Genomic DNA, 26978 nt, shown 5'->3' with positions numbered 1-26978 from the left:
TTTGAATCAAACATCGAATATCCACTCCATTACGTTACCGACTCCATTTGCGGTTGGTGATGTTAATGTATATCTTATAGATGGTGAAAAACTGACGCTCGTTGATACTGGCCCGAAGACGAAAGAAGCATGGGAAGCTTTTCTTACCCAAATCAATGAAATAGGTTTCAATGTATCTGAAATCGAGCAGGTGGTGCTCACCCATCATCATCCTGATCATGTCGGTCTCTCAGACTACTTGAAAGATAAGGGAACGGAGTTTATTGGATTAGCATACAACGAACCTTGGTTACGTCAGGACCCTGAATTTCTCGATCATCATGATGAGTTCTACTTGAGAGTTTATAAAGAAATGGGTATTGAAAAATTTCATGAAAAAGCAATGCAACGCATACGCGGGTATTTATCCTATTCATGTTCCATCAACATACATACCGTTGTAAAAGAAGGTGATCGCATTGACGGATTGCCAGGATGGAAAGTGATCGAGACACCCGGACATGCTCAAGGGCACTTGTCCCTTCTAAGGGAAGAGGATGGCGTCATGATCGGCGGTGACCATCTCATCCAGCACATTTCTTCGAATGCATTGATCGAACCTCCGCCGATCGGCGTTCCAGAGCGGCCGAAAACCTTGCTTCAATACAGGGATTCACTCAGGAAACTGTTAGATTTGGAAGTGTACACCGTGTATCCGGGCCATGGCAAACCAGTTTTCAACCCGAAAGCCTTGATAAAGAAACGATTAATGAAACAAGAAGAGCGTGCAGATAATATCTTGAACATGATCATCGATCGGCCGTTGACGGGTTTTGATATATGCCAGAGGCTCTTCCCATCCATATTTTTAAAAGAGCTTGGTCTCACCATGTCAGAAACGCTTGGCCATCTAGATTTGCTGAGCAGTAATGATCAGATTCAGATTACAGAGAAAGATGGTGTCCTTTATTTCCAAGCGAAGGAGGCAGTATAAGTGTGCAAGGATAAAATCGTCGTCATCACCGGTGCTTCTAGTGGTATTGGAGCAGAGATTGCGAGAATGATTGCATCTAAAGGTTGGGCTCCAGTATTGATGGCTCGATCCTTCGATAAGCTTGAACACCTTCGTAATGAAATTAAGAACGATTATAAAACGACTGCGCATACTTTTCAACTGGATGTTCAAGACAAAAATCATGTTGAATCGGTATTTAACCAGATGCAGCTTGAAGTTGGAGCGATTGATGTTCTTATAAATAATGCTGGATTCGGTATCTTCGATTATTTTCATGAAGCAAAAATGGAAGATATCGAGGGAATGTTCAACACGAATGTCTTAGGATTGATGGCATGCACAAAAGCGGTTTTACCTGGAATGATCGAACGGAAGAGGGGGCATATCATCAATATTGCTTCTCAAGCAGGCAAGCTTGCTACGGTGAAAGGGAGCGTTTATGCGGCAACCAAACACGCTGTATTGGGATTTTCAAACAGCTTACGAATGGAAGTGAAGGACTTCGGTATCCAAGTGACGACCGTTAATCCAGGACCAATACAGACCAATTTCTTTAAGATTGCCGATCAATCCGGCCAGTATGAGAAAAACATTGCAAAATGGATACTTCAACCATCAGAAGTTGCAGACAAGGTCGTTGGTACAATTGAGAAACCGGTACGAGAAATCAATATCCCAGGTTGGATGGAAGCAGGCAGCAAAATGTACCAGCTCATGCCCTCTATTATTGAAAAGATAGGAAAAAAAGCGTTCCGTCAAAAATAGAAAGAAAAGGCTGCTCCTCGCATTATGTTGTGAGCAGTCTTCTTTACGCACTAAAATACCTTAAAGAAGGTAAGGTGTTGAGAAAAACAGGAGTTTTGTCCAGATAAACTTTTTATTAGTTTAGGAACTTGATGCCAGGTATGAATATATCTTGTCATGCACAAGTGCGAAGACATCTTCATGTGGTTGGTTGTGCACCTCAGACACAATGTCATCAATCAGTGCGTCATATTCCACCTCGGTGATGGGTGAAAACTCCAAATCCCCGAAATAATCCACTAAACACCGATCGATCATTTTTTTGACTAATTTTTTCTCCATGTTATTCACCGTCCTGCATTTACGATAGAGCAGTGGAAGTCGTCAGTCAACAATATTTTTTGGCAGATCATCCAGGTAGAAGGAAATGAATTGATCTGCTTCGAATATAGTTATACAAGTGATAAAGAGGGGGAATTTAGGATGAGAATAAAAGTTGTGATGAATAGTGGTAAAGAATATGTTTTGCAAATGGAAAAGTACGATTTCCAATTAATGGTGACATCGGAAGACGATGCTGTTCGTGATGAGTTGATCGAAATCCATCCTTCGCTTTATATCAATCCTTCCCACATTTCTTCCTACGAAATTCTCGAGTGAATCGTTTACCAATTTTTTCTTGATTTTGAACCACCTCAGATTCATAATAATAATATAAAAAACTAACCAGTCAGTTTTATATAAGGAGGAGCAATTAATGATCGAAATAAAACGGCTTACATCCTGTCCATTATTAGATGTCATTGAAGCATGGAATTCAGGTTTCAATGGGTATTTTACAGATATGACGATGTCAGTGGATCGCTTTTTGCAACGGATGGTTCAAGAAGGTTTATCAGCCGAGGACTCAGTCATTGCATATGTGAATGGAGTTCCAGCTGGCATTGTTTTAAACGGATTCAGAACAATAGATGGAAAAACAATCAGTTATAACGGCGGAACAGGTGTAGCTCCGGAATATCGAAGAACCGGGATTGGAAAACAGATGATGGAATCTGTGTTGGAAATTTATAAAAAGAAAGATGTCGATGTTGCCACACTTGAGGCGATCAGCGAGAACACAGGTGCTATCAAACTATATGAATCGTTAGGCTATAAAATTATCGACCATGTTGAATTCATGCAACAAGACGGGCAGCTACATGCAAATTTTGAAGACTTTGAACTGGATCAGGAATATCAATTTGAACATACTTCAACTGAAAACTTGATCCGCTTACCTTTTTATACTCAAGAAGGTCCCTGGCAGACGCAATGGCAGAGTGTGGTCAATGGGGAAGCGATGATTGTTACATATGAAGGTAGACAGGTGGGTTATACACTGTATAAACGGAATTTGAAACCAGATGGAAGGTTAGCTTCAATCGTACTGCATCAGCTTGTTGTCCGCTCTGACTTTCATGATCCAATGACTTTAGTCGACACGATGTTATATAAAGTCCTAAAGCCACAGGAAGTGTGCAAACGTCTGATTATCAACCTCTCTAGAGAGGCGAAACCACAATATGAAGCAGTGAAAAACCGGGGATTTTCAACGATGGTTCAACAGGTTTATATGAAAAAAGTCATAAAGGAGTCAACAAAAGTCGATGCCAAAAGTATCAAAAAAGTATAAGGAAGAAAAGATTGCAGCCATATTAGACGCATCAGCACACTGCTTTGCAAATAAGGGCTACAATGACACGACGGTTGATGACATCGCAAAAGCTTCTGGAACGAGTAAAGGGTCTATCTATTTATACTTCTCCAGCAAAGAGGAGATCTTTTACAGGTTGAACGAAAGGCGTACCGAAAAGTTCTTCGAGATAAAAAAACAACTTGCCGAGCAAGTTAGTGCCTCAGCTAAATTTGAATATCTCTTCCGGTATTTATTGAGCAGGACGGTAGAAAGGGAGGCCTTCAATACAATCGCTGTCCAGTTTGAGTTTTGGATCTATATTTCAAAAAATGATAAAGAAAGCTTGTTCGATAAAAGGGTGAAAATGTTCACCACTCTAATTAAAGAAATCGTAGAAGAAGGAATCGTTTCAGGGGAATTCAAGAAAGATGTTCAAATCGACGAGTTTTCGAAACTTTTCTGGTCCATGCTGGACGGCATCGTACTGCATTTGCTTTTCCATAAAAACGATGCTGAGCATAAACGTATGATCCAGTTATATGAGCAGATGGTCTACCGGTATCTGCAAAATTAAATTCAGTCTTGAGACTGAGTTTAAAAACCTCCTTAAGACAGTGCAAACATTTTGGACTTTAGAAGAAAATGGTAGTGAGTCAATTAGTTGGAGGCGATAGTATGGAAGCGGTTGTTGAAACACGGCCACAAGGGGAACTCTCCCCGGCAATATGGAAAAACCGGAATTTTTTATTGTTATGGATTGCCGGACTGTGCTCAAGCTTCGGTTTATCCATCTTCATGTTCTCCCAATCCTGGTACGTCGTTGAAGTGATGAATCTGCAAGCGTCTCTTGGACTGGTGTTCATCGCGTCAAGCATACCTCGTGTATTATTCATGATATTGGGTGGAGCGGTTGCTGACCGGTTCAATAAAAATGTCATCATGTTTTTATCAGATATCCTTCGTGCCTTGGTGGCATTAGCCCTTGTGGTATGGCTTTTGCTAGGAGATGTGACGATCTGGTCTTTCGTTATGTTCGCACTTGTTTTCGGGATATTGGATGCGTTCTTCTGGCCTGCAAACGGCGGACTTTTACCATCGTTGATTGATAAGCGGCAACTGACGAGAGCGAACTCCGTCATTCAAATGACAAGCCAGTCTTCCTTCATAGTAGGACCGATGCTTGCAGGGGCAATCATCGCGTTAGGGAGCTACGTACTGTCTTTCTCCATAACTGCTGTTTTACTGGTGATCGCAAGTATAGCCATACTCCTGATCAGGATCGAAAAAAAGGAAGAAACATCAGACTACAAGTCCCTATCAAATTTACTCTTTTCCATCAAAGAAGGGATCAGTTATGTAAAACAATCCGTATTCTTATGTTCACTTTTGTTGTTTGCCGTCTTTATCAATTTGTTTATGGTGGGACCGCTTCAAATGGGATTGCCGTTATTTGTGAAGAATGTGATCGGTGGAAATTCCCTTGATTTCAGTTATCTTGAAGGTTCTTTTGCAGGAGGGATGCTGGCAGGTTCTTTCCTCGTTGGTATCTTGAATATCAGAAAGAAAAGAGGCCTTGTCGTCATCTTTGCGGTTTTGGGGTCCGGCTTGTTTTTCGCCCTCTTCAGCTTTACAGAAGTTTTATGGAAAAGTTTGGTGCTGATTGCGTTGTTAGGAAGCACGTTCTCAGTCATCAATATTCCGATCATTGCGGCCATACAATCTGTTGTGAAACAAGAGATGATCGGTCGTGTGATGAGCTTGCTTTCCATGGCATCACTTGGGCTCGTTCCAGTATCGTTTGCGATTACTTCAGGTGTTCTCTCGTTTGGGGTTGATATCACCTCGATCATGCTGACTGGTGCATCACTTATTATCGTTTTTGCAATATTGGTCTTCATGAAAGTACCAGGACTACGGAATTTTGATTGAATTTTTACGAGAAAAATCAAGGTCTGCTGGGTTTAGGCTCGGCAAGCCTTTCCTGCTTATTTACAAAATGGACGTTTCGATTCTCCAAGACAACTCTGGAGTTTTACAAAACAAGTTCGTAAGGTTGAGAAATAAATCATCGAAGTTAGGAAATCCTACCAAAATGTGGGGGGTATTGTCTCTAAGTTGAACTCCCATCCCTCCCGGTATAAGGTTTATACTGGTATAGACAACTGTACCAGTTTTTAATATACTGGACAAAAGAGGTGAAGTGTATGGCGATTCAGACAATTATTGGGGGCAAAGTTTTCGTTGGTGAACAAGGTTTCCAACCAACTAATATACATATCGAGAGCGGCAAGATTAAAGGATTGTGCGGTAGAGAGATTCAAAAGCCATCTGTCCAGCTCGACGACAAAGATCTCGTTTTACCTGGTCGGGTTGACGGTCATATCCACGGAGCAAATGGACATGACGTCATGGATGGTAAAGCAAAAGCGATCGATGAAATGGCAAAAATCCTGCCTGCTGAAGGGACAACTAGTTTTCTGCCGACAACGATGACAGATCCGGATTATGAAGTCGAACGGGCAATGAGTTCTATTTACAAGTATTTATCTGCAAAAAATGAAACTGGAAAAGCAGAAGTGATCGGGATCCATTTGGAGGGTCCGTTCATTTCTGAGAAAAAGAGAGGCGCACAAAACCCGAAATACATCCAGAAACCGAATCTTGAACTTTTCAACCATTGGAATCGATTATCAGGAGGTAACATCAAAGTTGTTACATTGGCACCTGAGATAGAAGGATCCCTCACTTTCATAAAAGAAATCACAAAACAAGGGATTGTTGTATCAATCGGTCATAGTGATGCGACTTACGAAGATGTTCAGAGGGCCATTAAAGAAGGAGCGAATCAGTTTACCCATTTGTATAATGGGATGCGAGCTATGCATCACCGCGAGCCTGGCGTTGTTGGTGGAGCTTTTCTAAGATCGGATACACTTGCAGAAATCATTGTCGACGGCCTCCACTGCGCACCTGACATGGTCCGGTTAGCTTATGAGGTAAAGGGCAGAGAAGGCCTCCTGATGATTACCGATGCGATGAGAGCAAAATGTTTAGGAAATGGCGCTTATGATCTTGGCGGTCAAGAGGTACAGGTCCAAGATGGACAAGCAACCTTACAAGACGGTACTTTAGCTGGCAGTGTTTTGACAATGCAGGCTGCCTTTAAAAATATGAAATCGTACACTGATGCAGAGAATGCAGCACTCGTATTCATGTCATCGATCAATCCCGCGAAACAATATGGAATTTATGACCGGAAAGGGTCCATCGATATCGGGAAAGACGCAGATCTGATTATCCTTGATCGGGATGGTAAGCTGAAAATGACGATTTGCCGTGGGGAAATTGCATACACGAGGGGTTGAGGAATTTGGATGTTATTACCGTAAATGACAAACAGGAAATGAGCGAAAAGGCTTCTGCCATTCTTTTTAATGAGCTTAAAAGAAATCCCGACCTTGTGCTGGGTGTAGCAACTGGCGGAACACCAGCAGGTACTTATAATAAGCTCGTTGAAAAAGTGTTAGCCGCCAATCTTGATTTATCTGAAATCACGACGGTAAACCTGGATGAGTATGTCGGTTTGGCTCGTGACCATGAAGAAAGCTATTGGCATTATATCTACACCCACCTATATGAACCCCTCAATCTGTCGCCGGATCGTGCTTTGGTTCCATATGGTCTAAGCGATGATTTACAGGCAGAGTGCACCAAGTATGAGGAGGCAATCCAAAAAGTTGGTGGTGTTGACCTTCAAATTTTGGGCGTCGGTCGGAACGGACATATAGGGTTCAATGAGCCAGGAACGCCATTTAAATCAAAAACGCATGTGGTCGAGTTGACGGACAGTACAAGACAAGCGAATGCAAGATTCTTTGGACATAAAGAAGAAGTGCCTACTCAAGCAATCACAGTAGGCATATCAACAATCATGGAAAGCCGGTCGATACTGTTATTGGCTTCAGGTAAGGAAAAGGCTGAAGCTGTCAAAGCACTATTGAGCGGTGCTGTAGACCAGAAATGGCCTGTTACTGTTCTGAATCAGCATCCATCCGTCACATTGGTTGTTACGAAAGATGCTCTTGAGACAGAGGAGGACTCATATAATGATCAATAAACATTCTTCTCTGCCACTTTACACTCAGGTAGAATGTTATTTGACCACTGAAATCAAAAATGGTGGATACCATTCTGGAGACCTCATGCCTTCGGAACGTGAGCTGTCCGAAAAATTCCAGATCAGTCGCATGACAGTCAGGCAGGCTATCAACAATCTGGTGAATAAAGGAATTTTGTATCGAGAGAGGGGAAAGGGGACTTTTGTGGCCGACCCCAAAATCGGCTATCAACTGAAAGGTATTGTCAGTTTTTCAGAAGATATGAGAAGGCGAGGTCTTGAGCCTTCGGCGAAAGTGGTTTCTTTTAAAACGATATCCAATCCACCTGAACATATCCTGAAAAAATTGGATTGCCAATCTGAAAAGAAAGTGATCCAGCTTAAACGGATCCGTTTTGCAAACGAAGAACCAGTCGCTATTGAAACAGCCTTTCTGTCCTTTAAACTGTTTTCTAATTTGTCCGAGAAGGATACGGGTGGATCGATCTATGATTTTGTCAGGAAAGAATTGAAGCTGAAGATTCACCGTGCTGAACAACAAATCGAAGCCGCTATTGTGGGAGAAAGGGACGGCTTCCTATTGGACATTGGTCCAGGGAGTCCAGTATTGATCGTGAACCGGACAACTTACTTAAGTACCGGCGTTCCATTCGAGACGGTAAAAACAGTCTTCCGGGCTGATCGTTATCATTTTTCTATTGAAATGGAAAATGAACAGGAGGATGAACATGTATTTTCTAGGGATTGATGGCGGTGGATCCAAGACAACTGCTGCACTGGTAGACCATAAAGGAGAACTAATTGCATGTCACACCGGTGGACCGAGTAATCCGGTATCAGTCCCATTATCTGATATCAAAAATACACTGGATGAGTTATTCGGACATATTAAAGGAAAACATCCCGAAAGATTTTCGCGGATTAAAAGTGTATGCGCTGGTATCGCCGGTACAGAAAACAGTCACTTGAAAGGTGAATTACACCAATTATTGAAAGCGTACTTTCCTGAAGACATAAATGTGCAACTTTGCCATGATGCCTTGACAGCCCTCTATTCAGGGACGAACGGTGATCCGGGTATTGTCAATATTGCAGGAACAGGTTCAATCACATTCGGTGTCACACCAGATAAAAGCGTAGTCCGTTCAGGTGGATGGGGTTACTTACTGGATCATACAGGGAGCGGATTCGGCATCGGCAGGCTTGCCCTCCAAAAAGTCTTTGAAGCCCACGATGGTTTCAGTCGCACGAGAGTGCTCACAGACCTAGTCCTCAAAAGATTCGGGGTTGAATCACCACCGGATCTCATTTCGTTAATCTATGGTACAAGTGAAAGCAGAAGTCGGATCGCCTCTGTTTGTGAGGATGTTTTTGTAGCGGCACGGTTACATGACAAAAAAGCTGTAGATATAATCGACCAGTGTGCTGATGACATGGCTGTAAACATTTCTCACTTGATTGATCGTCATTTTAAAAATGAGGCCGAACATAAGGTCGTCCTGACAGGCAGTGTTTTCAAAAGCAGCGATCTCCTGTTGCCTTTATTACAAAAAAAGTTACCTGGCAGTGTCCAGTTGATTCTGCCGCAATGCCCTCCAGTAGTAGGTTCTGTAATTGAAAGCTATCAAACGATCCATGGAACTTGCCCTGAAGATTTTGTACATGCATTGCATGAATCGTTCTCTAGGAGGGTACAAGGATGATACGGACAGGTTTAATGGAATTATTGAAAGACTCGGATAAGTATAAAGGATTGAACATCGGGCTTATCATTAACCACACATCGGTCACGGATGATATGCAGATGAGCATCGACGCCATGCTTGCTAAAGGTCTGAATGTGACAACGATCTTTTCGCCCGAACATGGACTGCGCGGACAGGTGAAAGAAGGGGAACATATCGGTCACCAAACAGATGAAAGATCCGGTCTCCCTGTCTATAGCTTGTATGGAAAGAACAAGACACCTGAAGAAGAGTGGCTGGAAAAGGTCGATTTGTTGTTGTTCGATATCCAGGATCTCGGCGTCCGCTTTTATACATACATCTATACATTGGCAAACACGATGAAACTTGCAGGGAAATTAGGTAAAAAGTATATCGTATGTGATCGCCCCAATCCGATTTCCGGGAACAGGATCGAAGGGAATCCATTAGATTTGCATTTTTCATCCTTCATAGGGAATTATCAGCTGCCGATCAGGCATGGGATGACGGCAGGAGAATTAGCGGGATACCTCAATATCGGATTTGGGTTCAAAGCAGACCTCACCGTCATTCCGATGAAAAATTGGGAGCGGAAGATGTGGTTTGAGGAAACAGGATTGCAATGGGTACCTCCGTCTCCGAATGCCCCTTCAATAGAGATGGCTCAGGCCTATCCCGGGACATGTTTTTTTGAAGGAACGAATGTTTCAGAAGGTCGTGGTACCACTAAACCGTTCGAATGGGTCGGGGCACCCTGGGTTGATTCGTACAAATGGAAGGAGCAATTAGATTCCTATGATCTTGAAGGAGTCCTTTTCAGGGAAATAGTGTTTGAGCCATCAAATTCGAAATATACAGGAGAAACCTGTCAAGGTGTGCAAATCCATGTTGTCGACCGTGACCGATTTAGACCGATCGAAACAGCATGTGCCATGATTGAATCACTGAAGTTCATACATCCATCATCTTTTGAATGGATCCAGCTCAAGGACAAGAGATATATGATTGATTTGATTCTCGGAACAGATAAATTCCGGACGAACTTGGAGGAAAAGAGACCGATTCTCGAGTGGTTGCACTTACAAGAATCCTCACTTGATGACTTTGCAGAGAAACGTGATAAGTATCTATTGTACCCGTAAAAAGGAGAGATACCTGTGAAATTTGTGAGATGGGATGAAGGGGATTTACCTGTAGAAGCCTTATGTGAATTGTGGAACGAAGAGCTGGCGGTACATTTTCCGATTTCAAAAAGGTTGTTCGTACAAAATAGCCTGGAATGCCAACATTTATTTTCAGAAGGTTCCTGGTATGTAGTGGATGAGGGTCAGGCCATCGGCTTTATTACAACGAAATATACAAAAGAAAATGAGAATTTACTGCCTGCTGGGATTGGTTGGGTCCAAGCCTTACTCATTCAAAAAGAATACAGGAATAACGGTATCGGTAGTCAGTTACTGAAAAAAGCAGAACGAGCATTATCAGACCGTGGAGTTGATAAAATCATAATCGGTAGGGATATCCATCATTACTTCCCTGGAGTTCCATCTACGGATCCAAATATCTCGTTTTGGTTTGAAAAAAGACAATATAGCAAGGTCAATAAAGTTAAAGATTTTTACAGGATCGCTCCCTCTCAAGCGGAAGAAATAAAAACAACAGACATTTGCATGTCCCCAATATCAAAGGATGAAGAGGTTCAATTTCTCACATTCATGGAGGAGTCGTTTCCAGGGAGGTGGGAATACGAGGCACGGGAGTATTTTACACGAGGCGGAGATGGTTCCCATTTCATTGCAGCAAGGTATGGGCATGAAATAATCGGTTTTGTTCGTCTGAATGATTTGAATAGTCCAGTCATCGGCCCTAATATATATTGGAACGGATTGTTTGAAGGAAAGCTTGGCGGCATCGGTCCTTTAGGAATTAAGAAAGAGTACCGGAAGAAAGGGTATGGAGCAGCGATTGTGCAAACAGCAATCAACAAGGCGATTCAACGCGGTTGCCGCCACCTTGTCATCGACTGGACAGAGTTGGATCAATTTTATAAGTCCTTCGGCTTCAATCCTTGGATGGAATATCTCCAATATGAAAAATACGTGAAAAAGGAATGATTTTCTGCCTAAGTACCTTCGAACTTGGAGAGGTACTTATTTTTGAAAAATTTTTACTTAAATGTTTCGGTTTTAGGTAATGAAAAAGAAATGTGCAGACGAAGGATGTAAAGTAGTGTTTATAGAGGAGGACATCATGAAAATTTTAAATCCATTAAGTTTATTTGCTATCATTCTATTGGGCATAAATTGTATCCTGGTCTTATTTGCCGTGTTCAGCTATTCATTGTCCAGAGAATTGATTTTATTAGTCAGCCTGATCGCCCTCCTTATTGCTCTTTTCGCAAAAGTGAGAGGGGAGGCAGGGTTTGTCCCTACGATCGGGATTTGGAGTACTGCAGCATTTTGTATCCTTGTACTCTTATACGCTTTCATACCATTTTTGTTAATTTGAAGGTTTTGTATATTATTTTCCCCTTTTAACTAGTAATATGGAAATATTAAACTATTTATTATACATAAGGGGAAATCATGAATAGAAAACCAGTCGTCATAATTGCTCTCGTCACTGCAGTTTGTGTCCTGGGGGACGCAATGCTGTTCATCGTATTGCCGCTTTATTGGCAGGAATTCGGACTGACCTCACTTTGGCAAGTCGGGATCCTTCTTTCCATCAACCGTTTCATCCGCCTTCCGATCAATCCGTTGGTCGGTTGGTGTTATTTAAGAATAAATAAACGGACAGGAGTTCTTCTTGCCGTAATTTTAGCTATGCTGACTACCTTTTCATATGGTTGGCTGCAGAGCTTTTGGCCCTTATTCATCATGAGGTGCTTGTGGGGTGTAGCGTGGGCATTCCTTCGTCTAGGGGGATACCTTACAGTCATCGATACTTCAACAGACAACACCAGAGGACACCTCATCGGACTATATAACGGTTTGTGGGGACTAGGTGGTTTAGTCGGTATGCTTGCAGGTGGGATACTTGCAGATTTAGTCGGGATCGAAACGGTCACCAATACATTTGGTCTTGTAGCTTTAATCGCAATTCCTTTCGTATGGAAGTACGTACCTGCAACCAGAGCTATGTCTGACGGTTCTCCCAAGCCACAAGGGAGTCTATCAAAAATTCAATTTCCGCTCTTTAAAAAACCTGAAGTAGTCACTGTCCTCATATCCGGGCTTCTCATCCCCTTGATTATTTTCGGGATATTTGCCTCAACACTAGTGCAGTGATTGATACCCAGTTATCTTCGTCATTCATATTTCTAGGGATGGCTATTGGAGCAGCCTCCTTTGCAGGGATCATCCAATCGATCCGTTGGGGATGGGATCCATTTTTAGCCCCATTCATCGGTAGGATATCCGATCTGAAATGGGGAAGAAAACCATTATTGATCTTTGCTTTATTCGGCGGGGCAGTGTTTTTTGCATTGATTCCGTTTGGTGTTTCGGTTTATAGCTTGTTATTTCTGTTACTAGGTTTCCAGATTATGTCTACGATGATGGTGACGATTAACGATTCGATCGCCTCAGATGTCGCCTCCAATACTTCGAAGGTCAAAGTGATAACAGGTTATACTGTCGCAGTAGATCTCGGTTCAGCGCTAGGTCCATTATTGAGTTACATGATCTTGGAGTGGACCGGGATCCACGTCTTGTACTGGTTAACAAGTGGATTATTATGTCTAGTAGGCTTGTTTTGGATCAGTCAGTCGAAGAAAACCGGGCAATCCCGTGCTTATGGTACAGGGTGAGCCTTAGTTGGCTTGTACCGGAGAATTGCTTTAAGGGTAAAAAAGGAAGAGCCATTTTAGAAGGCTATAGAGGAAACTGATTGTCAGGATTGAGAGGATTGTTGAAACAGAGGATCCGACTGAAGCGAAATACGGGTCCCCGCCATATTTTCTGGCATACAACGCAATCGTAGGAGCAGAAGGAGTTGCTGCAACAAGTACAACAACTAGTATAAGGATCTTATGGAAGGGCAGCATAATGAACGGCACAAGACAAAGAGGAATGAACATCAACCGTGTAAACACTGCTGACCATAGATATTTGTTGCAGAGATAGACCTGGATCTCATTCATATTCAAATTGGTAAGTAAAACCCCGATGACCAACATGGAAAGGGGTACGGTCGGAAGGCCCACTGTTTTAAAAAGGTCATGGAATGAAGCGGGCCATTGGAATGGCAGCAAAAACATGATGAATCCCACAGTTGTGGCAAGGACACCTGGGTTGAGCAGGAGCCATTTCCAAGAAAATGAAGCATTACTGCGACCGACTACATAGATTCCGTATGTCCAAATCAAAATGATATACAAGAAATTGAAAACCGCGGTGTATAAAATTCCGATTTCACCAAGCAGGATATAGATGATCGCATAACCGATGAACCCTTGATTCCCGAAGACGATCAAACCTTCATACACACCCTTCTGGTCCTCGGGAAGGGTGGCTTTTTTTCGCAATATGATTCCGAAGGAACAAGCTATAACAATAGCGATCAAAGATAATGCAAACAGCCAGCCAAAATCATGTAAGTATTTCGGATCATAGGGGAAATCCATAGAATACAAAATGAGTGCAGGTAATGTGATGTAAAGGACAAGCTGGGTCAATACATAATCAGAGGAATCAGGAAGGATTCTGGTTTTACGAGTGATAAATCCGACAATAGCAATCAAATAGAGCATCATCATTTCCCCGAATAACGATAACATAGCGCTCATAAAATCCCCCCATTGCAACGTATGAAGAGTGCTGGGAATCGGTGCAGGGATTTTGGGGCTGTGGCGTCTCAAGGGAACGAAGTTATAAAACAAGATAGGATCCCGAAAAATCACAGCAAAGATTTTTCAACACAAAAATAAATAATCACGACAAAGCCATAGATTTCACATCCCAGGTAATAAATCAAGACCATGAAGGGGAAAATGAACAAAAACCTTCCAGTTCAAAGACAGACAAGTTAGGTCCAGCCGTACTTACGCACCATATCGACAGCTGTAAATAACATGAATACTTGTGTTACGTTGCATCAGTTATGTTATAATCGGTTTGGTAACTGGTACTAATAGTAGATATAATTTTTATTGGAGGACATCATGGAAGATTTACTTAAATTGAAAGATAAGAATATCGTGATCATGGGGGTTGCGAATGAAAGGAGTCTTGCATGGGGTGTTGCAAAGTCCCTATACAAAGCAGGAGCTAACCTTATTTTTACATATCGGAAAGAACGTTCACTAGGAAAATTGAATAAAATTCTCGAAAAAGATGACCACGAAGCAAAGCTTACCATCGAATGTGACGTGAACAGCGATGAAAGTATCCAAACAGCATTTACGAAAATAGGAGAGGAAGTTGGCACAATCCATGGGGTTCTGCACTCAATCGCATTTGCCCATGCTGAAGATCTGAAGGGTGATTTCATCGATACATCCAGAGAGGGTTATGCATATGCCCAAGATACCAGTGCTTATTCCTTGATCGCTGTCGCAAAAGCAGCCAAACCTTTCATGACTGAGGGCGGATCGATCATCGCAATGAGTTATCTAGGCGCCGAACGCGTTGTCGAAGGTTACAATGTTATGGGTGTAGCAAAAGCAGCACTTGAATCATCCGTAAAATATCTAGCTTTTGATCTAGGAAAACATAACATCAGGGTTAACGCAATTTCAGCGGGAGCAGTCCGTACACTCGCTGCTAAAGGTATCCCTTCATTCAACCAGATTCTCCATGAGATCGAGGAAAACTCCCCGCTTAAAAGAAATGTCACCCAGGAAGAAGTGGGCGATATGACGATGGCTTTGATGTGCCACCTTTCAAGAGGTGTAACTGGAGAGATCGTATACGTAGATTCAGGCTATAATATAATGGGTTAGTTTTTTGCGTACTGCTTCTTAAATGAGGCAGTGCTTTTTCAGCTCCAAAAACCATTTTTATTGGTTTATAACCAAGCAGACACGGCCCTCAAACCGTCCCTTTAATCGATATCTTTAAAAAAGCCTGTTCAAAAGTGACAGAATCAAAATTATCTTTAAAAATACTGATTTATCTTTAAAAACACAAATTTATCTTTAATTCTTGAAAATTATCTTAAAAACAGGAAAAGTGACCGACGAAACGCCGGCCACTTTCTTTTAATACTGCTTCACTAAGGTGATATTCTGGTAAAAATGCTTGAGGATTTCTTCGTAAGTTGCTCCTTTCGTTGCCATACCGACTGCACCAGTTTGAGAAAGGCCAACTCCGTGTCCCCAGCCACCGCCATACACTTTGAAGCTAGGCGTTTCAGCTTTTTGGTCTGTTGGTTCAATAAAGAACAACGTGCTGAGCAATGCGCTGTGCCCACCGCTAGCATTAATGTACTTCAACGCCCATCTGATTTGATCCTTTTGCTCATAGAACAATCCGTTATCAGTGACGAATTCTATTTCTAAAACCCGTCCGGAGTTAGAGCGTTCCAATACATTGACCTCATAAACTTCCTTAATATCCACTGCGAAATATTCACTTAGTACCTCAGAAAGCTCTTCATTCGTCCATTGGAATTCCCAACGGTGATATTTCGACCAATCCGATTCATAATCGCCTTCCTTTGCTGCTCGTAAGGATGTCGGGTTGGCATGATTCTTGAACACCTCGAGTGTAGGAACATGCTCGATCGCTTTGCCTCTGTTGGAATCTGGAACACCTCTTAAATATTCGACAGCATCTGAACTCCAGATGTCCTCGTTGTTTGCGGTGTAGCCGCCAGTAGTAGAGTGATAGACAGCTGTTATGAGCTTACCATTATGCATTGCGACCATGCCTTCTGATTCCTGGACAGCTTGTGTGGAAATAGGATGTTCTGCTTCAAAACCACCATAAACTTGATCAGATGGTGTAGGGAGAAGATCATAACCGTCTGAACTTCTCTTGCCTAGGTTCGCTAACGTATATGTCCGAGCAGCAACAGCCTGGGATTTCTGGGCTTCCATTTCACCATATGGGATTGGGGGAAGTTCTCTTGGAACAACACCATACAAATACTGTTCGATCGGAAGCTGATTGATACCAGCTAACGTTCCTTTACTGTTATAAGCAACTTCACCGATCCCACGATATTTTTTACCGCCGATTTCAATCAATCCATCGGGTGAAATGATTTGTACAGGCTTTTCTGTTGTTAATTCTTCACCTTGATAGATGATTTTCATAGAAGAAGTACCTTCTGTAATAGTGACCTGCTTCCAGAAAGAATCAGTTCCAGCTAAGCCGTTTGCGATCACTTCATTTCTAAAGGCATCGCGGGTTCCCCAGCTTGCATCTGCCGGAAATTTACCAATAAAAAGTCTGTACCCGCCATTGTAATCCTCCACATAGGTATCATAATTACCTAATTCAGCACGATGTAACCAATCATCGACATATGTAGTACTTGTGGTCCATGCTACTTGGAGACGATACGACGTATCGACTGTTCCTGAACTTTCTAAAGATACATTTGCTGTGCCATTCGTACCTTCCAAGAGTGTTTCTCCATTTACCTCTGAAATGATAAAAGAATCATCACTTCCTAGTGTGATGGATTCAGCTTCAGGGATGACACCGATACGGATATCCTGACCGTCATCCGCTTTGGCCGTCTGAATACCAGAAAACGAGAAAGCGCTTACACATAAACATAACAAAACAATGAACCAACTTCTTTTGAACACAAAAAAACCTCCTCTTAAAATTAGTGTGTTTCGGGTATAGAAAAAGTTTTCGGCGTTTGAGTGAAATATCCTTTTAAAACTTTTTGTAAAAATATAAAAAAATATTTTAATGAAGAAGGGATTCAAACATGAAGGCCGAAATAATATTTTATGAAAGAAGAAAATAAATCGAAATAAGTGATCAAAAAGGGGGATGGAAGGGGGATCACAATCTAAATCTTTTACAATTGAGGTGTCATATGGAGTTAGATTTGACGTCATTAATGACAGAACAACGCAACTTGCAAACCAGCAGCATCGACACACTCGGTACACTCGATATTTTGACAAAGATCAATCAAGAGGACCAAGTCGTTTCTCTCGCAGTGAAGAAAGTTTTACCACAAATCTCTATGGCTGTGGATTTCATCTCTAATGCATTTGAAAACGGCGGGAGATTATTTTACATAGGAGCTGGTACAAGTGGCCGGTTGGGCGTGATTGATGCAGCCGAGTGTCCTCCCACATTCAGTACACCACCAGAGCAAGTACAAGCAATCATAGCAGGTGGGGCTGTGGCGATGTTTGATGCGGTTGAAGGAGCAGAGGATGATGAGTGGCAAGGAAGAGCAGATCTCTTAACTCACCAATTGACTGGACAAGATGTTGTGGTCGGCATCACTGCCAGCGGTCGAACACCTTATGTAATTGGAGCGATTGAGGCAGCAAGAGAGAAAGGCTTGAAAACGGTCAGCTTAAGCTGTAATCCGGATTCACTCATCTCCAAGCTTGTCGATCAAAGCATCGAAGTGGTCGTCGGTCCTGAAATATTGACAGGCTCCACAAGGATGAAAGCAGCTACTGCTCAAAAAATGGTGTTGAATATGCTGACAACGGCGTCGATGATAAAAATAGGCAAAGTGTATGAAAATCTCATGGTCGATGTAAACGCCACGAATCTGAAACTGATGGAAAGAGCAAAACACATTGTCATGAATGTGACAGGAATTACGTATCAAGATGCTCAAGAATTACTTGAAAAGACAGGTTATGAAGTGAAGACGGCGATCGTCATGCATAAAGCTGATGTCCCGTTGGTTGTTGCTAAGGAAAGCATCAAGAAATCAAATGGGTTTGTCAAAAAGGCGATTGAAGCTGCTCGACGCTTTAAATAAGCGTAATAATTTTAAAATTGGTAAGGGGGATTCACATTGAAAATGAAGAAATGGGTAATGGGGTTCATTTCAGTGATGCTGATTCTTGGGATTTTCGTAGGCTGTTCCAATAAGGACGCCTCCAAAGATCAGAATTCGGATGATTGGAAAGACTGGGAAGGCACGATCACAATGTGGGAAGGTCCGCGTTGGGCTGATAAAGATGATAACAAGTACCACTGGATCGAGGAGAAGATTTCAGAGTTTGAAAAGGAATATCCAAATGTAAAGATCAAGTTGGTCAAAACTCCTTGGGCTGAAATGAATGATAAGCTCAGCGTTGCAATCGCTGGACGCGCATGGCCAGACATCGCACCAGTTGATATCAGCGGCGGTTCAGTAAACCAAAACCATATCAAACAAGGTGTCATCGCTCCATTGGATGAGTATTTTACTGATGAAGATAAAAGTGACTTTTACGAAAATGCATTAGAAGCTTATACAACTGATGGAAAGCTTTATGGTGTTCCAACTTCAATCAGCGTACATACAATGCTTTTGAACCTTGATATCTTTGAAGAAAAAGGTGTTGAACCACCTGAAGATGGTAAATGGACATATGATGAGTTCGTTGAAAAAATGAAAGCGCTGACAGGCGATGGTGTGGATGGGTTCTCTACTTATATCCTTCCAGGTTACTATGAAGCATGGCCGTTCTTGTTGATGGATGGTGGATATCCGCTAAACGAAGACATGACGGAATATACTTTTGATTCAGAAGAAGCGATAAGCGGCTTGCAAAAACTCGTCGACCTTAAATACAAGCACGATGTAGCACCTGAAAGTATGGGCGGCCAAGATGTAGGTGGCACATGGAAAGCATGGGCGGCTTCCGATCAACGTACTGTTGCTGTAGAACCTTGGGCTACCTGGGCGATTGCATCCGCACAAACAGACGATTTCAAAACGAATTTCATGGTTGCTGAATATCCGACTGGTGATACGGGTGAACCTGTAACCATCGGGGGAGTTGGCGGTTATGTCATGTTCAACTCTGAAGATGAAGCGAAGAAACGTATGACTGCAGAGTTCATCAAGCATATCACAAGCACTGATGAGCAAGTGACAATGGCTAAAAATTATGGAACTTTCCCTGCAAGGGTTTCTGCAGCAGATCAAGAACCATTTGCGGATAACCCTCAAATGGCTAGAGCACAAGAGCTTTCGCAGCATGCTGTACCAGTTCCTCGCCATGAAAACTGGGCACGTATTGATGAAGCGATACAAAAAGAACTTCAGTTAGCTCTTAATGGTGAAAAGGAACCAGCAGAAGCATTGAAGGATGCTGGTGAAGCAGTAAATAGTATTCTAAGCGAATAAACATTATCCCATGGGGTTGGCTCAAGAGAACAGTTGAAACACCGCCTGATTTAAAGTGGGTGGAAACTGATGAGCCAATCCCTACAATTTTACATAATACTAATTGTCCTTGGTTTAGAAGGGAAGGGGAGCAACCTTGGAAACAAAACCGATAACCCAGAACAAAGTCAATCATACTACGATCCCGAAAAGACGATCGAACTCTCTCTTGAAAAAAATGTATAAAAACAGAGTCGCTTATTTCTTTTTAATGCCGAAATTATTATTCTTTTTCCTATTCATGCTTGTGCCGATTGTTTGGGCCTCCATTCTATCTTTCCAAGAATTCAATATCATGGGATCAACTTGGGTTGGCTTTGATAACTATATAACCGCCTTCCAGAGTAAGGTGTTCAAAGTATCATTATGGAATACGTTCATTTACACGGTTGTAACAGTCCCTGCATTCGTCATTACAGCATTGATCATCGCTTCACTCGTCCAACCGCTCGGAAAACTCTCCCAATCGTTTTTCAGAGCTGCCTTTTATCTGCCGACTGTTACATCAATGGTCATCATTGCGATGGTGTGGAGATGGATGTATAACTACCGTTTCGGGATCTTCAATCATATCATCGGCTGGTTTGGTATTGAGCCTGTCAACTGGCTCGGGCAGAGTGACACAGCGCTTCCAGCACTGATGATCATGTCGATCCTGATCCCGCCTGGAGCAGGAATCATCATCTATTTGGCAGCGATGAACGACATTGATCAATCCTTATATGAGGCTGCGAAGATCGATGGTGCGAATGCGTTCCAACGTTGGTTGAAAATCACGATTCCAATGTTGAAGCCGACTACGCTTTACTTACTGATCTTGAGTACGATCGGTTCTTTTCAGGTATTTACCCAGATTATCATGATGACTGGAGGAGGACCGGGAAATTCTACAGAAACCATCGTCCATGTCATTTATAAAACAGCATTCCGTGATTTCAAGTTCGGACTGGCTTCAGCACAATCTGTGATATTGTTCTTCATCATCATGGTCTTTGCCATTTTCCAATACCGCGCACTGCGGGACCATCACTAGGCAGGAGGTAACTATGAAACAGAAACAGGTCAATCAAAAAATCGGTAAACTGCTTATTTATATTACGCTCATCTTCATGGCGATCGTTTCATTGCTTCCTCTTTACTGGGTGTTTGCAACATCGCTTCAATTACCAAGTTATCAGAATGAAACGATGGTAGAACCGATAAACTATGTAGAGTCGACACCACCAAAACTTTATCCAGTAGGGGTGAAGGAATATTTTCATCAATGGAAGATGCGCGAAGCAGCTGAGGATACTGGTAATGCGAGCAAAGCGGCGTACCATGATGGAAAAATGAAGGAAGTTGTCACAAAAACTTTTGAAGGCTTCGTGATATTATTCGAACGGACGAAAATCATGAAATGGCTGTTGAACAGTCTATATATATCAGTAGTCACCACCATAGCCATCGTACTGATCGATACGATGTCGGGTTATGTCCTGGCGAAAAAGAATTTTCCTGGCAAGATGATCATTTTTTGGTCGATCATTGCCACGATGATGATTCCAGAGCAGGTTACGTTGGTCCCGACATTCATGATGGTTCAGAAACTACAGCTATTCGATACGCATTGGGCTTTAATTTTCCCAAGTCTTGCTTTAGCCTTCGGTGTTTTCTTGATGCGGCAATTTTTGCTTGCGATTCCTGATGAACTGATCGAAGCTGCGAAAATCGATGGGGCTTCTGAATGGAAGATCTTCTGGACAGTCATCGTGCCGCTTGCGAAACCAGCGATGGCAGTGCTCAGTATTTTCACTTTCGTATTGATGTGGAATTCATTCCTCTGGCCGATCATTGTGTTGAATGATGAAAATCTTCTCACTTTACCGGCAGGATTGAAGACCTTACAAGATGCGAACCTTGCCAGCTTTAAGCTATTGATGACTGGGGCAACGGTTGCGGCGATCCCGATGATCGTATTCTTCCTCTTATTCCAACGTTATTTCGTAAAAGGATTATCTATGGGCGGGGTGAAACAATAATGGATTTAAGGCAAAAAATCGGACAACTGATGGTGTTCGGCTTCAAAGCGGAACATCCATCCAAGCTTTCAGATGAGATCAAGGACTTGATTGAAAATCACCATGTCGGCGGCATCATCCTATTCGGGCGGAATATCGGAACGCCTGATGAAATCCAGAAACTGACAACCACTTTACAAGCCACGGCAAAAAACGCAGGTCAGGAGCAGCCGCTGTTCATCTGTATTGACCAGGAGAATGGTGTCGTACGGCGATTAGGAGAAGGGACAACGGTATTCCCTGGGGCAATGCTGCTCGGTGCGACAGGTGACTCGGAACTTGCATATGAAATAGGGAAAGCGTCAGGGGAAGAACTGATCGATTTAGGGATCAACTGGAATCTCTCTCCTGTAGTGGATGTCAATAATAACCCGAACAATCCTGTAATCGATGTCCGGTCGTTCGGGGAAAGACCTGAAATGGTTGCTGAATTTGGAAAGCAGTTGATGAAAGGGATGCAATCCTCAGGCTTGATCACTACCTTGAAACACTTTCCAGGGCATGGAGATACGAAAGTTGATTCCCACCTTGCATTACCTGTCATCCCCCATGACCTTGATCGGTTGCGAAATATAGAGCTGCTTCCATTTAAAGAGAGCATAGACAGTGGCGCAGATACGGTGATGTCCTCCCATGTCTACTTTCCCTCAATCGAGCCTGAAGCGAATCGGCCAGCAACGATGTCGAGAGCTGTGATGACCGGGCTTTTACGGGATGAACTGGGGTTTGATGGGGTGATTACGACAGATTGTATGGAAATGAAGGCGATCGCGGATGGAATAGGGACTGCTCAAGGAGCGGTCGAAGCGATCAAAGCTGGAGTCGATCTGATCATGATTTCTCACCTTCCATCGTTACAGCATGAAACGATCGAACATGTTTATCAAGCCGTCATCTCGGGTGAAATCGAAGAAAAAACGATTGATGATGCTTATGAGCGTGTGATGAGGTTGAAGCGTAAATCGTTGAAATGGAATGAGGAACTGAAGGTCTTTTCAGCTAAAGAAACACATAAAAACATAGCAGAGGATGTCATGAGGAAAGGAATCACGATACTTGAGCATAAAAAAGGTATCCTACCGCTTCCAAAAGAGCAAAGCCACCGTATTCTCGTCATTTATCCGGAAAATAGTTATCTGACTCAAGTTGAAGATGAACGTTTTTCTGAAAATGCACTTGGTGAATTGGTCAAAGAATTGAATCAGACAGCAAAAGTGATTTCAGTGTCACAGTTTCCGGATCAAAGCGAGATCGATTTCATGAAGTTCCTAGCAAACAGTGCTGATACGATCATCGTCGGAACACTGTCCGCTACACGTTCTGAAGGCCAAAAGAGGATGATGAGCGATATGCTGAACTTGAATAAACCTCTCATTCATATCGCGATGAGAAGTCCATATGATCTCGGACTGTTTCCTGAAGCAGATGTATCAGTAGCAACTTTTGAGTTTACCACTCCTGCGTTACGATTGGCTGTACATTCGTTATTTGGACTAGAAAAGGTGAGCGGTACACTGCCTGTCTCAATCCAGGATATGAAATGACTGTTGGAAAAGTAGGTGAATGTTAGATGACGAATACAACAGGTGGACTTGTCATGTTGAAGGAAATGCTTGAGAAACTGCCACCATCAGAGAAAAAGATCGCTTCATATATTTTAACCAATCCAAGAGCCTCCGTTTCTTGTACGACAAGTGAACTCGGGCAATTGAGCCAGACGAGCAGTGCGGCGGTGATCAGACTATGTAAATCGTTGGGACTGAAGGGCTTCCAAGAATTGAAACTGAAGGTCGTGGGTGATCTCCAGAAAAATGTTGAAGAAGGCTACCGCGATATCCAGCCGAATGAAACACACGCTTCGGTACTGGAAAAGATGACGAACAACAGCATCCAATCATTGAAGGAAACGGCTGAAGTATTGCATTTAAGTGAGCTGTCTAAATCCGTTGAAGCATTGCAAAAAGCAGAAACGGTCCACTTTTTCGGAGTAGGGGCATCTGGCATCATTGCAAAGGACGCACAACAAAAGTTCCTTCGCATCAATAAAAAAGCGACGGCATTCTCAGACCTCCATATGGTTGCGATGCTTGTCGGGAATGTGAAGCCGGAGGACGTCGTTGTAGGAATTTCGTTTTCGGGTGAAACGACGGAAGTTGCCCATATACTTGAACTTGCCAATAAAAAGGGAGCCACCACAATCGGTCTTACAAAATATGGATCTTCTAAAGTGTCCGATCAAGCGAACGTCAAGCTGTATACGTCAGCTTCCAAAGAAGCGACATTCAGAAGCGGGGCAACCTCTTCCCGTCTGGCGCAGCTTCATGTCCTGGATATCTTGTTCATGTGTGTAGCATCGACTCAATACGAGGAATCAATCCAATACCTGGATGAGAGCCGTAACGCAATCCAATATATTCGGCAAAAGCAAAGGAAATAGGTGGTTCAATGTTAAATAGACTAGCGGAACTCGTAAAAAGAGAGTATAAACTGGCAGTCGGTTTGATGTCCGGGACCTCACTTGATGGTATTGATGCAGCTTTGGTTGAAATAAAAGGGGTCGGTTCCCAAACCGATGTGAGATTAGTAGAATTCGAGTCTATACCATATACGGTCGAGGAACGGGAGCAGCTGATTGAACTTTGTAATCCTTCTAAATCAACTGTGGAGAAGATTTGTAAAATGAACATTGTCCTCGGAGACCGATTTGGTGAAGCAGCACTCGCCGTCATCCGGAAAGCAGGTTTGGCCCCAAAAGATGTGAGTTTTGTCAGTTCCCACGGCCAGACGATCTATCATTGGCCTGAAGAACGTGCAACCTTACAAATTGGTGAACTGGCAAACATCGCAGCAAAAACGGGAATTCTGACTGTAGGCGATTTCCGGCCGAGTGATATGGCCTATCAAGGGCAAGGAGCACCGCTTGTCCCGTTCGTCGATGCGTTGTTATTTTCCTCCACGGAGAATCGAATCCTGTTGAACATCGGGGGTATTAGTAATTTGGCAGTAGTACCAGCACACTCCTCCACCATAAAAGAAATCAAAGCATTCGATGTCGGTCCAGGAAATGTCCTTATCGATGGGGCGGTCCGCCGATTGACTGGAAATGAACAGACATTTGACCAGGGTGGGAAATTAGCTGAAAAAGGGAACATTCATTACGATTTGTTGATGACGCTAATCAAGGAGGATGAATTCTTACCGATCAAGCCACCGAAAAGCACGGGCAGGGAGCTTTACACAGAAGAACGTTTAGCAAGGATCCTTACAAAATCACAGGATTTGAATCTTCCAATGGAGGATATAGTTGCGACAATCACTGCCTATACTGTGGAAATGATTACTCAAAGTCTCGAATTATATGTTCACAGTGATCATGATATCGACGAACTCATCATTTCCGGCGGGGGGATACATAACAAGGCGATCATGGACGGTTTACAAAAAGCCCTCCCTTACAAAGTTTCAAAAATGGATGAGGTTTCATTCAATGGTGATGCGAAAGAAGCAATCGCCTTTACCGTTCTCGGAAACCAGTTTCTCCATGGTGAGGCCAACAATCTTCCATCCGCGACGGGGGCGACTCGAAATGTCCTCATGGGTAAACTCGTCTTACCATCATAGTGTTCACCTTGGAGGTGTTGTAATTGCAGCGTTCGCTTCGATGGACTTTAATATTGATGACGACCATCTTACTCGTGATCATTTTAAAAATAGCCTTATTCCCAAATGCCGAAATAACAAAATGGGAAGACGTCGATTCAGTGGAAGATATCGATGGCTTTATCGATAAAATGACTACAGAAGAAAAAGTAGGCCAACTTTTGATGCCTGCGATCCGCGATTTTGATAATGCCCCTGTGACAGAAATGAATGAAGAGTTGGAAGACTTGCTTGATACATATCAGCCTGGAGGGATTATCCTGTTTCACGAGAATGTGCGGTCACGGACACAGGTCAAACAATTGAATGAAGACCTTCAAGTGAAGAGTGAAATACCATTGATCATGTCAATCGATCAGGAAGGGGGATTGGTCACACGGTTGTCTTATTTCCCTGAACTGTCAGGCAACATGGCGTTAGGAGCAACGCGTAATCCCGATCTGGCTAAGGAAACCGGGAGAGTGTTAGGTACAGAGCTCAAACAGCTTGGAATCCATATTGATTTTGCTCCTTCGATAGATATCAATACAAATCCTTATAATCCTGTCATCGGTGTCCGATCGTATGGGGATGATCCGAGTCTTGTCGGCGAAATGGGCATATCGTTCATGAATGGCCTTCAGGAGGCTGGCGTCATGGCAGTTGCCAAGCACTTTCCAGGACATGGCGGATTGGATATGGATTCACACTACGTATTGCCTGTCAGTGAACAATCACTTGATGAATTGAAGCGGACGGAACTATCCCCATTCCAAAAGATGATCGATGAAGGGGTATCAGGGATGATGACCGCCCATATCACTTTCCCGAATATCGATCAATCCGAATTCATTTCTCAGAAGGATGGACTGCCGATAAAGGTACCTGCCACTTTATCCCCAAAAATCATGAAGCTTCTCAGGGAAGAAATGAATTTCGATGGACTCGTATTCACAGATTCAATGGAAATGAAAGCGATCGCTGATCATTTTGGACCAGGTGAAGCGGCTGTCCAAGCTGTCCTTGCTGGCGTAGATGTCATCGTCATGCCGGGCCATCTCAAGGTTGCCTACGATGCGTTGATTGAAGCGGTGAAAGAAGGCCGGATAACAGCAGAGCGTCTCGACAAATCAGCCCAACGAATTTTACAAGCTAAAGTTAAATGGGTGGAAGAAGAGATAAATGCGCCGAACAGTTCGATCACACAAAAAGCCATGGATCTTGAGAAAAAAGTCGCCGAGCAATCGATCACCCTTCTTGAAAATGCAGGGAACACAATTCCATTATCGAGCTCGCCCAATGACCCGATCACAATCATATCAAGTGATGCAGGGAATCTTGAGGCTATGAAAAACGCGCTGTGGAATCACCATAAGAAGTTCCATCTTATCCAATTGAAGAGTGGATCATTAACCTCTGATCAAAAACAAAAGATTGAAGATGGGGCAGTCACGATTATGGTCACAGAATCGGCGACAGTCCTTGGAGATGGTCATTCTGATTGGGAGAAAACAGGGCTACAGGAAGCCGTCGACCATTCTGAACAGTCCATCCTTATTATGGCAAGGAATCCATATGACGCTGCTGTATTAGCTGATGTTGATGCTGCGATCGCCCAATATTCTGACAATCATACTTCTTTTAAAATGACTGGAGACGTTATTTTTGGTGAAAAAGTAGCTGTAGGAGAACTTCCGGTCCAATTACAAAACCTGAGGTGAGGGGA

Annotated in this window: 28 protein-coding genes; 25 read left to right on the top strand and 3 right to left on the bottom strand. The window is 42.9% G+C overall.

The window, feature by feature from the left end; translation table 11 throughout:
- The first annotated feature begins 1 nt into the window (after position 1).
- Positions 2-973, top strand: coding sequence for an MBL fold metallo-hydrolase (locus tag ACJROX_RS18415; protein WP_408006665.1), 972 nt, complete (start codon positions 2-4; stop codon positions 971-973).
- Entirely contained in the window at positions 974-1759 is a 786-nt protein-coding gene (locus ACJROX_RS18410; RefSeq protein WP_408006664.1) for an SDR family NAD(P)-dependent oxidoreductase, read from the top strand.
- A gap of 120 nt (positions 1760-1879) precedes the next feature.
- Here ACJROX_RS18410 and ACJROX_RS18405 read toward each other — a convergent pair whose 3' ends face one another.
- A complete protein-coding gene (locus ACJROX_RS18405; RefSeq protein WP_408006663.1) occupies positions 1880-2080 on the bottom strand; it encodes a YqzH family protein in 201 nt (66 codons plus the stop codon).
- Positions 2081-2221: 141 nt separating this feature from the next.
- Between ACJROX_RS18405 and ACJROX_RS18400 the strand changes: the two genes are divergently transcribed.
- The 13 genes from ACJROX_RS18400 to ACJROX_RS18340 all read left to right on the top strand — a co-directional run bounded on the left by ACJROX_RS18400 (position 2222) and on the right by ACJROX_RS18340 (position 13050).
- Positions 2222-2398, top strand: a complete 177-nt coding sequence (locus ACJROX_RS18400; protein ID WP_408006662.1) for a hypothetical protein — start codon at positions 2222-2224, stop codon at positions 2396-2398.
- A 97-nt stretch (positions 2399-2495) separates the two neighbouring features.
- Positions 2496-3413 (top strand): GNAT family N-acetyltransferase, encoded by a 918-nt coding sequence (locus tag ACJROX_RS18395; protein WP_408006661.1) that lies wholly within the window; start codon positions 2496-2498, stop codon positions 3411-3413.
- On the top strand, positions 3388-3990 hold the full coding sequence (locus tag ACJROX_RS18390; protein WP_408006660.1) for a TetR/AcrR family transcriptional regulator: 603 nt from the start codon (positions 3388-3390) through the stop codon (positions 3988-3990). Before ACJROX_RS18395 ends, ACJROX_RS18390 begins: the two co-directional genes overlap by 26 nt.
- Before the next feature lie 101 nt (positions 3991-4091).
- Positions 4092-5345 carry an MFS transporter gene (locus ACJROX_RS18385; RefSeq protein ID WP_408006658.1) on the top strand — a complete coding sequence of 418 codons (1254 nt, stop codon included), beginning with the start codon at positions 4092-4094 and terminating at the stop codon, positions 5343-5345.
- Positions 5346-5620: 275 nt separating this feature from the next.
- Positions 5621-6781 (top strand): N-acetylglucosamine-6-phosphate deacetylase, encoded by a 1161-nt coding sequence (gene nagA / locus ACJROX_RS18380; protein WP_408006657.1) that lies wholly within the window; start codon positions 5621-5623, stop codon positions 6779-6781.
- Positions 6782-6786: 5 nt separating this feature from the next.
- Positions 6787-7533 (top strand): glucosamine-6-phosphate deaminase, encoded by a 747-nt coding sequence (nagB, locus tag ACJROX_RS18375; protein WP_408006656.1) that lies wholly within the window; start codon positions 6787-6789, stop codon positions 7531-7533.
- Positions 7523-8281 (top strand): GntR family transcriptional regulator, encoded by a 759-nt coding sequence (locus ACJROX_RS18370; RefSeq protein ID WP_408006655.1) that lies wholly within the window; start codon positions 7523-7525, stop codon positions 8279-8281. Before nagB ends, ACJROX_RS18370 begins: the two co-directional genes overlap by 11 nt.
- On the top strand, positions 8262-9236 hold the full coding sequence (locus tag ACJROX_RS18365; protein WP_408006654.1) for an N-acetylglucosamine kinase: 975 nt from the start codon (positions 8262-8264) through the stop codon (positions 9234-9236). The genes ACJROX_RS18370 and ACJROX_RS18365 overlap by 20 nt, the downstream gene beginning before the upstream one ends.
- The gene (locus ACJROX_RS18360; RefSeq protein WP_408006653.1) at positions 9233-10381 is read left to right on the top strand and encodes an exo-beta-N-acetylmuramidase NamZ domain-containing protein; all 1149 of its coding nucleotides are present in this window, start codon (positions 9233-9235) and stop codon (positions 10379-10381) included. Before ACJROX_RS18365 ends, ACJROX_RS18360 begins: the two co-directional genes overlap by 4 nt.
- A 15-nt stretch (positions 10382-10396) precedes the next feature.
- Entirely contained in the window at positions 10397-11353 is a 957-nt protein-coding gene (locus ACJROX_RS18355; RefSeq protein WP_408006652.1) for a GNAT family N-acetyltransferase, read from the top strand.
- Between the two features lie 136 nt (positions 11354-11489).
- Complete coding sequence (locus tag ACJROX_RS18350; RefSeq protein WP_408006651.1) at positions 11490-11747, top strand: hypothetical protein; 258 nt, start codon at positions 11490-11492, stop codon at positions 11745-11747.
- Positions 11748-11824: 77 nt separating this feature from the next.
- On the top strand, positions 11825-12529 hold the full coding sequence (locus ACJROX_RS18345) for an MFS transporter (protein ID WP_408006650.1): 705 nt from the start codon (positions 11825-11827) through the stop codon (positions 12527-12529).
- Positions 12526-13050 carry an MFS transporter gene (locus tag ACJROX_RS18340; protein ID WP_408006649.1) on the top strand — a complete coding sequence of 175 codons (525 nt, stop codon included), beginning with the start codon at positions 12526-12528 and terminating at the stop codon, positions 13048-13050. Before ACJROX_RS18345 ends, ACJROX_RS18340 begins: the two co-directional genes overlap by 4 nt.
- Before the next feature lie 30 nt (positions 13051-13080).
- Here ACJROX_RS18340 and ACJROX_RS18335 read toward each other — a convergent pair whose 3' ends face one another.
- Positions 13081-14028 carry an AEC family transporter gene (locus ACJROX_RS18335; RefSeq protein ID WP_408006648.1) on the bottom strand — a complete coding sequence of 316 codons (948 nt, stop codon included), beginning with the start codon at positions 14026-14028 and terminating at the stop codon, positions 13081-13083.
- 375 nt (positions 14029-14403) lie between these two features.
- On the opposite strand from ACJROX_RS18335, the gene fabI reads away from it, so the two are divergent.
- A complete protein-coding gene (fabI, locus tag ACJROX_RS18330; protein WP_408006647.1) occupies positions 14404-15183 on the top strand; it encodes an enoyl-ACP reductase FabI in 780 nt (259 codons plus the stop codon).
- A gap of 258 nt (positions 15184-15441) precedes the next feature.
- On the opposite strand, the gene ACJROX_RS18325 is transcribed toward fabI, so the two are convergent.
- Positions 15442-17001 carry a SpoIID/LytB domain-containing protein gene (locus tag ACJROX_RS18325; RefSeq protein ID WP_408006646.1) on the bottom strand — a complete coding sequence of 520 codons (1560 nt, stop codon included), beginning with the start codon at positions 16999-17001 and terminating at the stop codon, positions 15442-15444.
- A gap of 239 nt (positions 17002-17240) precedes the next feature.
- Here ACJROX_RS18325 and murQ point away from each other — a divergent pair, with 239 nt between their 5' ends.
- The 9 genes from murQ to ACJROX_RS18280 all read left to right on the top strand — a co-directional run bounded on the left by murQ (position 17241) and on the right by ACJROX_RS18280 (position 26973).
- Positions 17241-18155, top strand: a complete 915-nt coding sequence (gene murQ, locus ACJROX_RS18320) for an N-acetylmuramic acid 6-phosphate etherase (protein ID WP_408006645.1) — start codon at positions 17241-17243, stop codon at positions 18153-18155.
- A gap of 42 nt (positions 18156-18197) precedes the next feature.
- A complete protein-coding gene (locus tag ACJROX_RS18315; RefSeq protein ID WP_408011700.1) occupies positions 18198-19514 on the top strand; it encodes an extracellular solute-binding protein in 1317 nt (438 codons plus the stop codon).
- Positions 19515-19583: 69 nt separating this feature from the next.
- Positions 19584-19739 (top strand): hypothetical protein, encoded by a 156-nt coding sequence (locus tag ACJROX_RS18310; RefSeq protein WP_408006644.1) that lies wholly within the window; start codon positions 19584-19586, stop codon positions 19737-19739.
- Positions 19740-19764: 25 nt separating this feature from the next.
- Entirely contained in the window at positions 19765-20586 is an 822-nt protein-coding gene (locus ACJROX_RS18305) for a carbohydrate ABC transporter permease (protein ID WP_408006643.1), read from the top strand.
- A gap of 13 nt (positions 20587-20599) precedes the next feature.
- The gene (locus ACJROX_RS18300; RefSeq protein WP_408006642.1) at positions 20600-21574 is read left to right on the top strand and encodes a carbohydrate ABC transporter permease; all 975 of its coding nucleotides are present in this window, start codon (positions 20600-20602) and stop codon (positions 21572-21574) included.
- Positions 21574-23157: a beta-N-acetylhexosaminidase gene (gene nagZ / locus ACJROX_RS18295; RefSeq protein ID WP_408006641.1), complete on the top strand. Its 1584-nt coding sequence runs from the start codon at positions 21574-21576 to the stop codon at positions 23155-23157. Before ACJROX_RS18300 ends, nagZ begins: the two co-directional genes overlap by 1 nt.
- A gap of 26 nt (positions 23158-23183) precedes the next feature.
- A complete protein-coding gene (locus tag ACJROX_RS18290) occupies positions 23184-24050 on the top strand; it encodes a MurR/RpiR family transcriptional regulator (protein ID WP_408006640.1) in 867 nt (288 codons plus the stop codon).
- Between the two features lie 8 nt (positions 24051-24058).
- Positions 24059-25234 (top strand): anhydro-N-acetylmuramic acid kinase, encoded by a 1176-nt coding sequence (locus tag ACJROX_RS18285; RefSeq protein WP_408006639.1) that lies wholly within the window; start codon positions 24059-24061, stop codon positions 25232-25234.
- A 23-nt stretch (positions 25235-25257) separates the two neighbouring features.
- Entirely contained in the window at positions 25258-26973 is a 1716-nt protein-coding gene (locus tag ACJROX_RS18280) for a glycoside hydrolase family 3 protein (protein WP_408006638.1), read from the top strand.
- The last annotated feature ends 5 nt before the right edge of the window (positions 26974-26978 follow it).

It is taken from the genome of Pseudalkalibacillus sp. A8, assembly GCF_045920555.1.
In the GTDB taxonomy this organism is placed as follows: domain Bacteria; phylum Bacillota; class Bacilli; order Bacillales; family Fictibacillaceae; genus Pseudalkalibacillus.
The sequence above is the reverse complement of the archived record's forward strand: the minus strand, read 5'-3'. Positions and strand labels throughout refer to the sequence as shown.

What these genes read in the sequence shown, in the direction of transcription:
- ACJROX_RS18405 (WP_408006663.1), bottom strand. Translation starts at nt 2,080, where the DNA reads ATGGAGAAAAAATTAGTCAAAAAAATGATCGATCGGTGTTTAGTGGAT.
- ACJROX_RS18400 (WP_408006662.1), top strand. Translation starts at nt 2,222, where the DNA reads ATGAGAATAAAAGTTGTGATGAATAGTGGTAAAGAATATGTTTTGCAA.
- ACJROX_RS18395 (WP_408006661.1), top strand. Translation starts at nt 2,496, where the DNA reads ATGATCGAAATAAAACGGCTTACATCCTGTCCATTATTAGATGTCATT.
- ACJROX_RS18390 (WP_408006660.1), top strand. Translation starts at nt 3,388, where the DNA reads ATGCCAAAAGTATCAAAAAAGTATAAGGAAGAAAAGATTGCAGCCATA.
- ACJROX_RS18385 (WP_408006658.1), top strand. Translation starts at nt 4,092, where the DNA reads ATGGAAGCGGTTGTTGAAACACGGCCACAAGGGGAACTCTCCCCGGCA.
- nagA (WP_408006657.1), top strand. Translation starts at nt 5,621, where the DNA reads ATGGCGATTCAGACAATTATTGGGGGCAAAGTTTTCGTTGGTGAACAA.
- ACJROX_RS18370 (WP_408006655.1), top strand. Translation starts at nt 7,523, where the DNA reads ATGATCAATAAACATTCTTCTCTGCCACTTTACACTCAGGTAGAATGT.
- ACJROX_RS18365 (WP_408006654.1), top strand. Translation starts at nt 8,262, where the DNA reads ATGTATTTTCTAGGGATTGATGGCGGTGGATCCAAGACAACTGCTGCA.
- ACJROX_RS18360 (WP_408006653.1), top strand. Translation starts at nt 9,233, where the DNA reads ATGATACGGACAGGTTTAATGGAATTATTGAAAGACTCGGATAAGTAT.
- ACJROX_RS18350 (WP_408006651.1), top strand. Translation starts at nt 11,490, where the DNA reads ATGAAAATTTTAAATCCATTAAGTTTATTTGCTATCATTCTATTGGGC.
- ACJROX_RS18345 (WP_408006650.1), top strand. Translation starts at nt 11,825, where the DNA reads ATGAATAGAAAACCAGTCGTCATAATTGCTCTCGTCACTGCAGTTTGT.
- ACJROX_RS18335 (WP_408006648.1), bottom strand. Translation starts at nt 14,028, where the DNA reads ATGAGCGCTATGTTATCGTTATTCGGGGAAATGATGATGCTCTATTTG.
- fabI (WP_408006647.1), top strand. Translation starts at nt 14,404, where the DNA reads ATGGAAGATTTACTTAAATTGAAAGATAAGAATATCGTGATCATGGGG.
- murQ (WP_408006645.1), top strand. Translation starts at nt 17,241, where the DNA reads ATGGAGTTAGATTTGACGTCATTAATGACAGAACAACGCAACTTGCAA.
- ACJROX_RS18315 (WP_408011700.1), top strand. Translation starts at nt 18,198, where the DNA reads ATGAAGAAATGGGTAATGGGGTTCATTTCAGTGATGCTGATTCTTGGG.
- ACJROX_RS18310 (WP_408006644.1), top strand. Translation starts at nt 19,584, where the DNA reads ATGAGCCAATCCCTACAATTTTACATAATACTAATTGTCCTTGGTTTA.
- ACJROX_RS18305 (WP_408006643.1), top strand. Translation starts at nt 19,765, where the DNA reads ATGCCGAAATTATTATTCTTTTTCCTATTCATGCTTGTGCCGATTGTT.
- ACJROX_RS18300 (WP_408006642.1), top strand. Translation starts at nt 20,600, where the DNA reads ATGAAACAGAAACAGGTCAATCAAAAAATCGGTAAACTGCTTATTTAT.
- nagZ (WP_408006641.1), top strand. Translation starts at nt 21,574, where the DNA reads ATGGATTTAAGGCAAAAAATCGGACAACTGATGGTGTTCGGCTTCAAA.
- ACJROX_RS18290 (WP_408006640.1), top strand. Translation starts at nt 23,184, where the DNA reads ATGACGAATACAACAGGTGGACTTGTCATGTTGAAGGAAATGCTTGAG.
- ACJROX_RS18285 (WP_408006639.1), top strand. Translation starts at nt 24,059, where the DNA reads ATGTTAAATAGACTAGCGGAACTCGTAAAAAGAGAGTATAAACTGGCA.